The organism is Chryseobacterium sp. WG23, from assembly GCF_024586575.1.
GTDB lineage: Bacteria > Bacteroidota > Bacteroidia > Flavobacteriales > Weeksellaceae > Chryseobacterium.
This window is the reverse complement of record NZ_JALCZE010000007.1, coordinates 21,373-36,342: the sequence shown is the minus strand read 5'-3', so window position 1 is coordinate 36,342 and position 14,970 is coordinate 21,373. Positions and strand designations below refer to the sequence as shown.

10 protein-coding genes and 1 pseudogene are annotated in these 14,970 nt (G+C 32.9%); 7 read left to right on the top strand and 4 right to left on the bottom strand.

What is annotated here, in order from left to right; translation table 11 throughout:
• The first annotated feature begins 167 nt into the window (after nt 1-167).
• From MP477_RS11920 to MP477_RS11885, 7 genes and pseudogenes are all read left to right on the top strand, one after another.
• Nucleotides 168-3,230, top strand: a complete 3,063-nt coding sequence (locus MP477_RS11920) for a non-ribosomal peptide synthetase (protein WP_257190613.1) — start codon at nt 168-170, stop codon at nt 3,228-3,230.
• A gap of 779 nt (nt 3,231-4,009) precedes the next feature.
• Nucleotides 4,010-4,987 (top strand): aldo/keto reductase, encoded by a 978-nt coding sequence (locus tag MP477_RS11915; RefSeq protein WP_257190612.1) that lies wholly within the window; start codon nt 4,010-4,012, stop codon nt 4,985-4,987.
• A gap of 12 nt (nt 4,988-4,999) precedes the next feature.
• Nucleotides 5,000-5,737: an SDR family oxidoreductase gene (locus tag MP477_RS11910; RefSeq protein WP_257190611.1), complete on the top strand. Its 738-nt coding sequence runs from the start codon at nt 5,000-5,002 to the stop codon at nt 5,735-5,737.
• 19 nt (nt 5,738-5,756) lie between these two features.
• The gene (locus MP477_RS11905) at nt 5,757-6,671 is read left to right on the top strand and encodes an AraC family transcriptional regulator (protein WP_257190610.1); all 915 of its coding nucleotides are present in this window, start codon (nt 5,757-5,759) and stop codon (nt 6,669-6,671) included.
• 511 nt (nt 6,672-7,182) lie between these two features.
• On the top strand, nt 7,183-7,818 hold the full coding sequence (locus MP477_RS11900) for a DUF4304 domain-containing protein (RefSeq protein ID WP_230041119.1): 636 nt from the start codon (nt 7,183-7,185) through the stop codon (nt 7,816-7,818).
• Between the two features lie 258 nt (nt 7,819-8,076).
• Nucleotides 8,077-8,883: pseudogene (locus MP477_RS22825) on the top strand (IS5/IS1182 family transposase).
• 825 nt (nt 8,884-9,708) lie between these two features.
• Nucleotides 9,709-10,329: a DUF6134 family protein gene (locus MP477_RS11885; protein ID WP_257190607.1), complete on the top strand. Its 621-nt coding sequence runs from the start codon at nt 9,709-9,711 to the stop codon at nt 10,327-10,329.
• Between the two features lie 399 nt (nt 10,330-10,728).
• On the opposite strand, the gene MP477_RS11880 is transcribed toward MP477_RS11885, so the two are convergent.
• The 4 genes from MP477_RS11880 to dgt all read right to left on the bottom strand — a co-directional run bounded on the left by MP477_RS11880 (nt 10,729) and on the right by dgt (nt 14,958).
• Entirely contained in the window at nt 10,729-11,958 is a 1,230-nt protein-coding gene (locus MP477_RS11880; RefSeq protein WP_257190606.1) for a type II toxin-antitoxin system HipA family toxin, read from the bottom strand.
• Nucleotides 11,955-12,260: a helix-turn-helix domain-containing protein gene (locus MP477_RS11875; RefSeq protein ID WP_257190605.1), complete on the bottom strand. Its 306-nt coding sequence runs from the start codon at nt 12,258-12,260 to the stop codon at nt 11,955-11,957. Before MP477_RS11875 ends, MP477_RS11880 begins: the two co-directional genes overlap by 4 nt.
• A gap of 504 nt (nt 12,261-12,764) precedes the next feature.
• A complete protein-coding gene (locus MP477_RS11870) occupies nt 12,765-13,478 on the bottom strand; it encodes a hypothetical protein (RefSeq protein ID WP_257190604.1) in 714 nt (237 codons plus the stop codon).
• Nucleotides 13,462-14,958: a dGTP triphosphohydrolase gene (dgt, locus tag MP477_RS11865; RefSeq protein WP_257190603.1), complete on the bottom strand. Its 1,497-nt coding sequence runs from the start codon at nt 14,956-14,958 to the stop codon at nt 13,462-13,464. The genes MP477_RS11870 and dgt overlap by 17 nt, the downstream gene beginning before the upstream one ends.
• Between the last annotated feature and the right edge of the window lie 12 nt (nt 14,959-14,970).

Below are 14,970 nucleotides of genomic sequence, written 5' to 3'. Positions count from 1 at the left end.
TTTTTTTGTTGATCAGCTGTTAGTTTGCACTGATTAAATTTTATGATTTTAATAACTGAGAGAAGTGTATACTTTAAGATTAATAATAAGGATATAAAATAGATTAAACATTAATATATATTAATAAAGTGTTATAAATAAATATCCAATAAACAAAACTAATTCCAATGAAAACTCAAATCACCAATGAGAATGTTAATAATGATTTTAACACTCAGCAAAACCAATTTAAAAATGTAGTTTCTATTTTTAAGACTGTGAGCCGGTCCTTTCCAAAAAAATTAGCCCTAATTTCTGAAAATAGATCTCTTTCGTATGAAGAACTTGACCGCCGGTCCGATGAGTTGGCAGGGCATCTTATTGCCTTACAGCTAAAAAGTGGAACTTCTATAGCTGTATGTATGCCTCAATCTGTGGAAAGGATCATATCTTTTTTAGCCGTACTCAAAATAGGAGCTGCTTATCTTCCTATCGATGGTCAATTACCGGAAAATAGAATTAAAATGATGATTGAAGATGCGCAGGCAGAACTTGTTATCACAGAAAATACATATATCGAAAAGTTTTCAGATACGGTTCCCGGATTGATAAATATAGATGAATGGAAAACAAAGCCTATAGAGCTGGATATGGAAATCATAAATCCTGAGGATATAAGTCCGATGCAGACAGCATACATCATCTATACTTCCGGCAGTACAGGGTTACCAAAAGGTGTTGAAATTCATCATGAAGCATTCTCAACCTTTGTGCAGGCTTTTACAGAATTATGGGGCTTTTCCAGTAAGGATGTAACACTCCAATTCAGCTCTATAGGCTTTGATGTATCTATCATTGATATCTGGATCCCTTTATTAACCGGTGCAACTATAGTTCTGTATCCGGATAATAAAATTATAGGAAAACCTTTGCTAGATTTTATTATTGACCATAAAATTGATACTGTTCCGTATCTTCCTCCTGCTGTACTGAGTACACTCCCCACGGATCTCCCTATTGGATCTCTTCATACTTTATCAGTTGCAGGTGAGGCCCCGTCAGAACAAACGGTAAAAAGCTGGTGCAATCGTGTGCGGCTCATCAACGTATATGGTCCTACGGAAACTACAGTTAGTGTGGTCACTCATCAGTTTAAGATAGAAGATACAAACCCCCATATCATAGGACAACCTTTAGAAAGCGCTCAAATATACATATTGGATAAAAATCTTGAAAAAGTGCATAAAGGTATAACCGGAGAAATATACATCGGAGGAAAGCAATTAGCAAAAGGTTATATAAATAGGCCTCTGGAAACTGCAGAAGCTTTTATTGAAGCGCCGGAATGGATAAAATTTATTCATGGGGAAGAATACCGTTTGTATAAATCCGGTGACCGCGCATTTTGGAGAGAAGACGGCAATATTGAATTTGTTGGGAGGCTGGATGATCAGGTTAAGCTAAGAGGTTTCAGAATTGAATTGAAAGAAATTGAACATCATATAGGACAGCTTGCACAAGTTGCAAATGCAGCCGTAAAAGTTCATCGCCCGGAACAGGGACTTCCCATACTTGTCGCTTTTCTTGAGCTTTATGATGCTGATAAAGAATATGTAACACTTGAAGATGTACGAGGAAGATTGAAACAAAGTCTTCCTACCTACATGCTTCCCGATAAAATTGTTCTTTATGACAAACTTCCGCTGACATTAACAGGGAAAATTGATAAAAGCAAATTACATATTCCGCTACAGCAAGTAAGTAAGAAAGCCAAAGAAAAGGTTAATGCTTCAGATCTAAAACAGGAAATGACCGAGATATGGACGGATTTGCTGAACCTGGATGAAATTGATGAAAATGATAACTTTTTTGAACTGGGAGGGCATTCTTTGATGCTGGCTCAAATGCACGATCGGTTACCATTGAATGTTCGAAAAAAAGTTTCATTACCGGAATTGTATCGATTCCCAACAATTAATCTTTTTGTAGAAGAAGCACAAAATCGTTTGGCTAAAAATGAAGCAACGCAACAGCAAAAGGCCCGTCTGGTAGAAGAACAATTATTAAAAGATTCAGAACTGCCCTTTGATTTTGAAATTAAAGAACAGCCTGATCCACGGGTTTTAGGTAATCCTTCCAAAATATTTCTTACAGGTGTTACCGGATTCGTTGGTTCACACCTTCTTGAAGAACTTATCTTCAAAAACCCTAACGCTACCATATATTGCTTAGTACGTGCCGAAAATGAAAAGCTCGGTTTAGAACGGATTAAAAGTACATTCTTAAAGTTCAAATTAGTATGGATAGCAGAGTATGAAGACAAAATTAAAATTATATTAGGAGATCTAACAAAACCTAATCTTGGAGTTGAGGAAAACATATACAGAGAACTGGCAAAAGATATGCAGGTTATCTATCATATGGGTAGTGATGTGAGCTATGTTCAGCCCTATGAGCATATCAAAAAACCAAACGTAGATGGTATGGCAAATATACTACATCTGGCAGTTAATGATAAAACTAAATTTCTTATCATTTCTTCTTCAATGGGAGTATATAGCTGGGGGAGAAGTTTTACAGGAAAAACCTGGATGACCGAAGATGAGCCAATAGAGCAGAATCTTCCTGCAGTCTGCCGCGATATGGGGTACATCAGAAGTAAATGGGTGATGGAAAGTATGGCTTCCAAGGCCCGGGACAAAGGGCTTCCTCTAATCAATTTTCGCTTAGGTTTTGTAGTGTGCCATGGAGAAACAGGGGCAACACCTTTAAATCAATGGTGGAGTTCTTTAATGCGTTCCTGTATTGAATTGAAAGCGTTTCCTTACGTGATGGGGCTGAAAGATGAAGTAATTACAGTAGATTATGTATGTAAAGCAATTGCCCATATTAGTCAAAAGAAAGATGCTGTAGGCTTGAATTTTAACCTAAATCCATTGCCTGAACACGATCTTTCACTTACTGATTTTTGTGTGCGCATAACCGATTACTGTGGATTGCAAATGAAAGGAATGGACTTTCAAAATTGGTTTGAGCAATGGAGGCGGAATCAGGAACTACCGCTCTATTCTCTTCTCTATTTATTCACTGATGATGTACATGAAGGTAAATCCCTTGTTGAAGCTTATGAAGATACTTACTATTTTAAAAGTAATAATACAGAACGCTTTTTGAAAGATACAGATATTCGTCCTGCGATTTTTAACAAAAAGGTAATGGAAGCATATCTTCGATTTATGAAGATGATATAATATGATTTTTAATATCTAATTCGGTTATTACAAATAGTTTTATTTATTTGTAATAACCGTTTTAGATTTAATTTACTGTTGTTTAATGTGTTAAGTGTGCGTGCTGTATTGTGTAACATGCAGCTGCAGTCATATTTCAAAAGTAAGGCTGCCTGTTTCACATAGCTAAAAAATTATCCGGGGTGGTTTAGAAAATAGGATTTTACATGGATCTGGAATGTTTTTCAATATTAATGAGTTTTAACCACTTGAATGGGAATCACTACCTGTGATTAGAATTTCCCTTTTTTTGATTACGGCTTCACGGCACTTGAAAAAAATTTATGGAGAATGTATTGAAAATCTTGTTCAAAAGATCAAAATGGCTGTCAAGTTAGAGTGTCAATCTTTAATTGCAAAACGCGTAACTATTTTCCATAAACACTCTGGTAACTTCAATAAGGATAAAATATTCTGTAAATTAGCTATTATAAAAACCATGTATAAAATATGATATTCCAGGAGGGCAATCAGCGTTAAATCTATTTCTTACTAATAATCTGAAATACCCAAAGCAGGCAATTTAAAATAATATTCAAGGCATTCTATAATCCTATCAATCTCGTTGGAGAGGCTATTAATCAGATTATTAGATAATGTGGAGAACTTATTTATAGTGTTTAAAAAACGTTTGAAAATCTGACTACAACAATTACCAATCCGGCTACTTTTTATAAAACTATAACCAGGAATTTTGTACTTGAAATTTAAGTCAGTTACAAACGATTAAAAATAGAATTATGCAAAAAAGAGAATTAGGGAATAATAGGTTGGAAGTTTCCGCATTAGGCTTTGGCTGTATGGGGTTAAACTTTTTGGACGGAAAAGGTCTTGATAAAAAAGAGGCCACAACATTACTGCGCAATGCCGTTGAAAGAGGGGTCACTTTTTTTGATACTGCGGAAGCATACGGACCTTACACCAATGAAGAACTTATTGGCCAGGCGTTGCAGCCTTACAGAAAAGATGTAGTAATTGCGACAAAATTTGGCTGTAAAGATGCAAGGCCGGCTGTAGGTCTGGACAGCAGGCCCGAAACGATCAGAGCAGTAACAGAAGCATCTCTAAAAAGACTAAAAACAGATTATATAGATTTGCTTTATCAGCATAGGGTTGACCCTAATGTTCCGATAGAAGATGTTGCAGGTACGGTAAAAGACCTGATACAAGATGGTAAAGTAAAATATTTCGGTTTATCTGAAGCAAGTGCTAAAACGATCCGAAAAGCACATTCCATTCATCCTGTATCAGCATTACAAAGCGAGTACTCTTTGTTTTGGCGAGAGCCGGAAAATGAAATCATACCTACTTTAGAAAAGTTAGGAATTGGTTTCGTTCCCTTTAGTCCTTTGGGCAAAGGTTTCCTTACAGGTATCATAAATAAAAAATTAGCAGATATAGACCGCCGAAATGTTATTCCTCGTTTCAGCGAAGAAAACATAAAATCCAATATGGTTTTAGTGGATGCGCTTTCTGAGATTGCTCAACAAAAAAATATTACGGCCGGACAATTGGCATTGGCCTGGCTATTAGCTCAAAAGGCCTGGATAGTACCGATTCCCGGAACTACAAAATTACATCGTTTAGAAGAAAACATTGGCAGTACAAATGTTGTGTTAACAGCCGATGAACTGGCAAAAATTGATACAACAGTGAATGGAATTACACTTATGGGCGACCGCTATCCCGAATTTTTAGAAAAACAAATAGACAAATAAAAACTGGCAATAATGCAAAATATTAAAGGAAAAGTAGTTGCTATTACAGGTGCAAGTAGTGGAATAGGTAGAGCCATCGCCCTGGAATTGGCAAAAAACGGTGCAAAGCTTATTTTGGGTGCAAGACGAACAGAGCAATTACAGCAGCTTGTTGAAGAAATAAAAAGTAAAGGTGGCTTTGCTAATTTTACTCAAATTGATGTAAAGAATAAAGCCGATCTAGTCCGGTTGGTTAATACAGCTGTTGAGCAATACGGAAAATTAGATGTCATCGTAAACAACGCCGGTGTCAGCCAGCTAAGCCGTATTGACGAATTGGATATTGAAGGTTGGGAAGAAATGATCGACATTAACCTCAAAGGTGTTTTGTATGGCATGGCGGCGGCAGTTACCGTTTTCAAGCAACAACAATCTGGACATATCGTCAATATCATTTCAACTTCAGGAATAAAGATTGTGCCCATGCAAGGCGTTTACGCAGGGACTAAAAATGCCATTCGCACTATTGCAGAGGCGTTTCGTCAGGAATCAAACGGAAACATACGAATTACAGGTGTTTCGCCCGGAATTGTGAAAACAGATTTTGCGGACAACCTAAAAAACGAAGAAATGAAAATAACTATTCAAAAAGGAATGGAACAAATCGGCATAAACCCCATAGCCATAGCCAATGCTGTGATGTATGCAATGAGCCAGCCTGATGATGTTGAAATTGGCGATATCGTTATTCGTCCGTCAAAACAAAATTGATTAAATTAGTAAACGAAAAATGCAACAACAATCTGACATCAACCATATTAAAAGTATATCGCAACTCGTTCGCTTATTGGGACTTCCTGCGCCATTGCACCCACTGATTGCGCTGGTTGATTATAATAATGTTTCGATTGAAGTGTTTCCAAAAGGACAAAAAGTAAGTCTTGATTTTTACAAGATCTCCTTTAAACCTACATTCAAAGGACAGATAAAATACGGACAGGGATATTACGATTTTGAAGAGGGTGGCCTAGCATTTTTGAAGCCTAAACAAATTGTTTTTTCACCCGAAGATACAGAAAGTTATGAAGGTATAGCCTTGTATTTCCATTCGGACTTTATCCGGAATTATCCATTGGGGAAAACAATAAATCAGTATGGTTTTTTCTCTTATGATGTGTCAGAGGCCCTATTTTTATCGGCAAAAGAAAAAGAGATTATAGCCAATTTATTTGTTTCAATAGTCAATGAATTAGATAACAATATTGACAATTTCAGCCAGGATGTTTTGGTATCTCAAATAGAATTGTTGTTGAATTACAGCAATCGTTTTTACAATAGGCAATTTATTACGAGGAAAGCCGTCAATCACGATATCATTACTTCTTTGGACAAACTTCTGAACACCTATTTTGAAGGAGAAAATAGTCTGAAAAATGGCTTGCCAACAGTGAAATATATCAGTTCAGAATTAAAACTTTCACAACGCTATTTGAGTGATATGTTGCGTTCTTTCACAGGGTTAAATACACAACAATACATTCAGAGTGCAATCATAGAAAAAGCCAAAGAAAAATTATCAACAACAAATCTATCCGTTTCAGAAATTGCTTATGAACTGGGCTTTGAACATTCACAATCATTCAGCAAACTTTTCAAGATAAAGACCAATGTTTCGCCTTTGGAGTTCAGACATTCATTTAATTGAAGTAGTCATAACTCTAATTATTTTTTAGTTGTTAATTTATTGCAACTGTCAGATTAAGGATTGACTAATTCAGTTAAAAGGAAGATATTTTATTAATAAATACTTCGCGACACTACCTTTAGTTTATTTATCCAAAATTTGGCGGCGAGAGGATATTTCTTACCCCATGCTTATATCCTTTTCGTGAAAAGTCCATGACGATTTGATTTTAAAATATCTTCCGTATATCCTCGATTTGCTTATCTTTACTTTTTTATTAACCAAACAAAAGGAAGAGTTGACGAATGGTATAAGTTGAAAAATTTTATAGTAAAATAACTCGGAAAAATACTACAGCTAACAAAGGTTTGCGACAGGGGTTGAGTGCAAAATCTATTAACAGTTTCTCAATTGAACTTTAGTAATAATATCAGCTTTTGTGCCTCGGTTTGACTTTCGTCAAACTCGCATTTTCTGCCCGAACGCAAAGCCCCAAAACGTGAACAGAAATACTTACAGATCATAGAGCCATATGAAACCAAGAGAATTAATAACGACTAATATTGAAATGACATTATTTGAACCATTGACACAAATTGGTTTTACATTTTCAAAAAGCACTTTGATATTTAAGAGAAAAATAAACGGTTTTGTTCAGACTATCAATTTTCAACTAAATAGATATAATCAAGAGTATGTATGTGCAGAATTTTGGACATCATTTGGAGTGTCTTCAAACGTATATTCAAAATGGCATAAGGAAGAATTTTGTGAAAAACCAATAAATGACAGTTTAGGTGGAGCAATGGATTGGAATATTAAAGGTTGGGAATTCCCAATCATTGATAACAAAAGAGAATTGCATTTTCAAATTATAGACGAAAATGAAAGAGAAAATGTTATGACAGTGCTAAAAAAAAACTTTTTAAATATTGGAATACCTTATTTGGATAGACTTTCAAATTGGGAAAATGCAGCCAATGAAATTGTTGAAAGTGAATGTTCTCATTATAAAGCTTGTGACTTTTTTTTAATTGCAGGCCTTAGAGATAAAGCATTATGGGCTTTGGAACAGGGACTTGATTGTTGGGAAAGAAAGCCAAAAGGATCATTTCCAGAAGACAGAGATAAAATTAAAATAAGATTGAAAAAGTACTTTGGAAAATAGTGCTTCTGCTCACACACACTAACAAACAAAACATAAGAAAATCTTTAGAAAAAAGTTAAAAATATATTATTTTAAAACTTACTGGAAAGACGGTTGGACTGAAGATAACCAAAGGCAATAAATGTTGCTGACTTGAGTAAAGATATCCTTTCCATTTTTTAATCTTAAGAAGGTTGTTTCCATCGTATTACTGAAATGATCTTGACTTTACAAAAACATTGTATAGCTTATTTAGAAATAAAAAAAAAGGATTCGGAAATTATTGTCGCTAAACCAAAAAAATCCTATCCCTTGTACAAAGTAAGAATTAGAAATGTACCTTATATTCCCATCGGAAAACGAGGCTTTAAATCAAAATTTCCTGTTTGTGAGATTATTAACTGTATTTTATATAAACTTAAAACAGGTCTTCAATGGAATCTTTTGTCTGTATTGCAGTTATTTAGCAACGATGTTCTTCATTATAAAAGGGTCTTTGGCTATTATCTAAATGGTGTAAAGCCAGAATATGGGAAGCTTGCTGGAGTGGTATTGTGCAAAAGAATAAATCAAAAATTGATTTATCTAGCAGAGATGCAGATAGCAGCCATACACTAGCTTTAAAGGAAGGTGAAGCGGTTGGTTATCAGGGGTCGGAAAAAGCGTAAAACAACTAATGCTATATATTTAGAAATGGACTACCCTTAGCCATGTTGATGCCTGTCTGTGGGAATCACAATGACCTGTTTAATATTGAAAAAGCATTTTACAGAAATAACAGTCTTACCTGCATCAGGCATTTCATGGGATGGACTTTTCCTGAACTTTGATGCCGGATTTGATGCTGAAAATCTACGTTCAAAAACATTAGAACTGAGATTAATAGCAAATATTGCTCATAATAAAAGAAACTCCGATACAGATAACGATCATTGCTTCAATGGGCAATTGTACAAAAAAACGATATGCAATAGAAAGAACAAATGCTTATCTGATAGCTTCAGATCGATACTAAACAGATTTGATACCACAATAACAAGTTGGATAGGATTCAATTATGTAGCTTTTATAGTTATTGCTTTTTGAAAATTTGAAAAAGGAAAGTCGAAAATGACTTCATTGACTAATTCACTGTACCTGTATATCAATTTCCGGAAAGTACACCATGTTTTGATACTTGACAGTACTGGAATGTTTAGGATTTTTCAATCCCTGTACCGAGATGGCGATTTCATTTTGTAACCTATTTATTTTTGTTTAATTTGTTAACAGTGTAATATAACGCATCAATTTTCCAATTTTTCAAAAAAAATTTAGGTTATTGTATTCATCTCACAGCCGGTAAATGGGCTGCGTTCCAAATTATTCTAAAAATGGGGAACAGGAAACGATGAATTCAAAATACTATACTTTCTTCAGCATCAGCGGCTTTAAAAAATTACCTTCTTAAATTTCCAAAATTTAAAAAAAACAACGTTCAGAATTATAAATTGGAACGTAGTATTGTGAGTAAATAGTTTATTTTCAATTAGTTAAATTGTATTAATGTATAAGTTCGCATTTATCCTGCGGAACATTCTAAGCCTTTCCTAAGCCTAATTTTGCATCATAAATATTTTTATTATGAATGTAGAAAAATTAAAAACAGGTATCGCAGACACAAGAGTCAAATTATGATTAGGAAAAGTAATTTTCACAAATTTGTTCGAAGAAAAATGTAGCTGTTCTGATTAGCTGCCCTATTAGAATCTTTCGGAGCAGGCGGATAAATTAACTGAAATCAATATCAGTTTGGTACATATGAAATACTTTGTATTAAAATTTTTCACTCATCAAAATTCGTTTCGGACCCATATACATCAATAGAAAGCCTTATAAAAATAAGCCATTATTATTTAAAAAAATAAAAAAATGAAAGCATTTCTGATTTTTTCGATATTGTTGCACAATAATCTTCAAGCAAACATTACAACATCAATTGCCAAAGAATATTTGAATTATTCTATTATAAAAGACGATAGAACCATTGGCAATATCCGTGTGGAACGTTCTTTAAAAGACGATATCACCGAATACCTTTTTGAATCCCGAGCTAAAGTAAAAATAATTTACAGTATTGAAATTTACGACAAAATGGATGTCACTTTTAAACAGAATATTCTACAGCAGGCCAAACTTTACCGAACAATGAACGGAAAACTAAAAGTGAACAACACGGCTACCTGGAACGGAAGTTTTTACAATCTTTCGGATAAAGATGGAGCTAATGGCTCTCTAAAACAGTCCATTTTCAGCTCTACTGCAAGTTTATATTTTAATGAGCCTCAAAATATAAAATCTGTTTTTTCGGAGAAATTCCAAAAAATGATTCCTATTCAGAAGATTAATTCCAAAAAATACAGGATCAATCTGCCGAACGGAAACACTACTACTTACACATACAGCAGCGGAATTTGCACCTTAGTTGAAGCCAATACGGATTTTGCAAACCTTAAATTTGTTCTTGATACAAACTCTGATAAAACCCATTAAAAGTATAGTGCTCCTCAATAATAGGATAATACAATAGGCTGCTGCTTAGATACAGTATCTAAAGAACTCTGTATTAATGGTGGTTTATGCAGATCGAGGTGTACAAAAGTGGTACAGGATTAAGATGCTGCAACATCTTTTTTTCTACATTTTCGCAAGAATTTCGTCTTTGAAAACGCCTATGAATAAAGGGTTTTATCGATTTCATAGTTAAAATAAAAATAGCATTTGTACTACTTTTGTACACCTGCAATCTTATAAATTGCTGTAAATTAAATAATTGACAATTCCCGAAAGCATCAGTAATAATTGATACATTTCGCCTGTATACCTCAATTTTTATCTATTTTTAAGACGAAAACAATTTACAATTTTAACAAGAAAAGCTCAAATTTTCTATTAAAATGTTTTAATCAATCTACTTATTAATTCTCTGTTGGATTTACTAACTCCAGAATCTTTTGATAGATTTGACCATTTACAAAGTGCAGAACTTGTTTGCTCAATAACATTCTCTATGAATTCTTTTGATAGTTTGGCTTCCCTTCCTAATTTATTCAGATGTTTGACGGTAATATTTCGTCCTTCTCCCATTACCATAGTGCTTTGTTCGCCACCTGGTCCAGATGAGAAAGTAAGGTCGTAAGCGGGTGATAATTTCCATTCACCAAATTCATTCATCAAAAACGAAAAATTCTTAGCATGGTCGTCTCTATTGTGTGCCATAACATTGAAAACTGCCAACCGAAACATTTTTTCTACCTCTCTAATATCTTTGGTTAAAACAGCTGTCAATGATAGTAAATCTTCATAATCAAGAGATGGAAACCTAAAATTGCTGTGAACGAGTCCACTCACCGTATGCATATGGAGACGCTGATTTGCTTCTCTATCAAAACGCTTTACGGCAAAATAGCCATTCCCTTTCTGTGAAGGAAACAAATGAACTTCAGGCATTTTAATTCCTGCATCTACAGCCATTAAAGCGTAAACGTATTCTATTGATCCAGCATCTTTTCCATCTAATGAGTTTGGAAATTTTACCATCCAAGGTTCAAAATTATCGCTTAACAAATTCGCTCCGTATGATATATTTTTTCTCTCTGCATCAACGCCAATCAATGCTTTTGGCCGTGCTCCAGCAGAGGATCCGTTCAAAGCCAAAAGTTCTGCGATCACTTCTTCTGAATCACCTTGCAAAACGTTTTCTGTTTGAGTAGCCAAAACGTCCAAATCAATCATCTTATTACTACTATCTGGACTCTGATCCGGCTCATAAATCAATGCGCCCATACCGTGCAATCCAACGTACGCTAAACGGTCAAGTGGTGAAATGTCAGATGAAGAAATTCCTTCCGAGCGAAGCATACGATCAAAGAGCAATCTTCCCCAACCGTCGGGCAAGCTATCATTGAAAACACCAGCCAAACCTTCAAATGGATCTCTTGAAAGCTCTATCACGTCTCGTTGCAAAGGAAGTTTTATAGGTGAAATTTCTATATTGGTTTGCAGGAATTCTTCATCGTATTGAAAATAGATGATACCATCACGAATTGCCAAACGACCAACGGGTTGAATTCCAGAACCAAAATTCAATCCTACTTTTATTTCTTTGATGGATGTTTTCATTTTCTGCTTCCTCTTTTTTTAATGGGCTTTTCCACTGATTTTAGTACATCATCAATAGATTTAAAACTCTGTTCCTTCGGTTTTAAAATATCAACCATTTCTTCTAAACCACCAACAACTGAAAGCAATTTTAAAAATGAATCCAATGAGATCAAGCCTTTCTGCTCAAATTTCCTCAGAGTTGGTAAAGGAACGCCTGATCTTTCAGCCAATCCTTCCTGTGTTAGATTCATTTGCAATCGTCTTTCTCGGATATTATCAATCAGTTTTTTTTGAACTTTAGACAAAGAAATAAATAACATAATAGTAGTATTTATTATAATTAATTAGCAATAAATAATATTATTGTATTACAAATATAAGGAATTATTACAAGATATGTGGAACACATAGTCAAATTAACCACCTAATTACACTGCAAAATTTAAGAAATACTGTTTTATAATTAGATTGTTTTTAAATATTTAATTAAATAATCAATTCAAAGTTTAACCAGTTGAATACGGATTTTGACCTGATTGTTGAAAAAAGTTAAACAAATTTATAATTACTCTGAAACAGCTTATATTGCATAATGGTTTTGAATATATTGTATATAATGTCTGTATGTTTTAGAAATCCTGCCGTAAAGCCTATATATGTTTATAAGTCATTGCTTGATAGTCAACTAAAAGACAGAAAAAGAAATCAAAGAAAAGCTAATTTATTTCCCGATACAGAAAGTAGACTACTTCCTGTTTATGCAGGTTTACAGAAAAGTAGTATCATGATTAGTAAAATTATGTGTTGTATATAGGTGATTATAGTTAATATTCAACTAAAAATTTCAAAGTATCATAGAATTTTAATAATTGTTTATATTCATAAATTATTTTTCCAAAATGTTTTTTTTGTGATTTATCATATTCTTCCTTAGGATATAAACTGAAATTTCTTATATAATATTTAATTACTGAAGTAGATAAATTAATCTCATATTTTTCTGAATAATGCCTAATTTTTAATAAACATAATACTATGTTTGGATTATTTTCTAATACTATATCCATTTCTCGATTTGCTAAAAAATCAAGAAATAGTTTGTCTTTTATAAATTTATCATTACTCAAATCATATATAATAGAAGAAAAATTAAAAAAAGTCGAATGCAATAGTGCATTTTCTATATTTTTATTAATTGCGATATGATTGTTAGCAATAGCCCAAGTGTCTTCGATAAACCAAACATCAATTGGTAAATTGTCTACAAATATTTTGTATCCTCCAAAATTATTTTTCTTAAAGTTACCATATGTGTTTAAAATTTCTTCTAAGAATTTAATATCATTAGGCTTCTTTAAAACCAAATCTAAATCATTAGGTTTCTCATATTCTTCTAAAAAATAGTTTCTTATAACACCACTAAATACGTAAACTACAAAATGATTCATTAGATCACGAATCAAAGTTTTTATATGATGATCTAAAATACTATCTAAGTAAATTCTAAATTTTTTATCTATTTCAAATTCTTTGTCCACTTATTTTTTGATAATGCATTAATGCGTATTTGTCAGTCATTCCTGATATATAATCTACAATTATTCTAAGCTTGTAGTAATCATCTAAACCTTGAAACCCTTCAAAATCGAATTTTGATATATCAATTTTGTCATTTATGCTTGGTTCAACACTTGTTACCTTTTCAAGAATTGCGGTATTAATAATTGATTTAGAAATTAAGTTATATGCTTTTCTTTCTAAACCATTCTTTTTATTTATTATAGCTGCAATATAAAAGTCAAGTAAGCCTTTTATAACGGAGTATCCTGTTACTTCTAAAGAATTAACTTCATCTGAGTCGTAGATTTTATTTTTACAAATATTTCCTAACTTATCTTCTATATTTAAAATATCATCATCTAATAATTCCTTCTGATATTGACCATTCATAATACTATTATAATTGTCTTTAAAAATATCAAAAGCTTTAGTTACTAAATAATCTATTAAAAATATTCTGAGCCGTACCATTTTAGTTTTTTCGCTAGAGCTCTCATATTCAATTTCATTTACTTTTTTTAAAAATTCATCATCATCATTATCTTTTTTTACTACTTGGAGTATATGATCAAATTTATATAATCCTTTATTAAAACCATCTTCAACATCCATAGTTCTATAAGCTATAGTATCTGCAGCCTCCATTAAATAGCACAATGGATGTCTAAAATACGTTTCACCATCCTTTAGACCACAATTATCCATGATTTGCTGAAAATACTTATGTTCTGAGTAAAAAACACCATGTTTTTTATTACCAATTTTATCTCCACTTTTATCTCTAGTTTCAGTATTAGGATATTTTATATATGTTCCTAATACTGCAGACGTAAGATTTAAACCATATACATTATCAAGAATCTGTAATTTTGTCAAAACTCGTAATCCCTGAGCATTTCCATCATATTGCGTAAAATCAAGTTCTTGAGACTCTTCTATTTTAAGCCTTTTCAATTCTGGTAATTGTTTATTATTTTCCAGCAATTCTTTAAAATAGTTTGAGATTGTATCTTCACCAAAATGACCAAAAGGAGTATTACCAATATCATGAAATAGGCATACACTTTGTAGTATCATTGGTACCGTTCGCAATAGTGTTGCTCTCAAACATTCATTTTCATTTTTTAAAAAATTAAATTCTTCTTCTACAATATTTTCATTTTCGTTATTATAAATTTCATTAATTAATTTTATAGCAAATGTATAACCAATAGACATAACTTCCTGAGAATGAGTTAATCTCGTATGAATATTATCATCATCAGATAAAGGAAAAACTTGAGTCTTATCATGCATCCTTCTTATCGCAGGACTATATATAACTCTACCGTAATCACTTTCAAAATCATTTCTAATACCATACTTCTGTGTGCCATTATCTGGTTTGCTATTCGTATCATTAGTAGATTTCAATCTTTTGTTACTTAGGAGTTTTTTCCATTCAAGTTTATTTGCCATGTATTAGTTTAT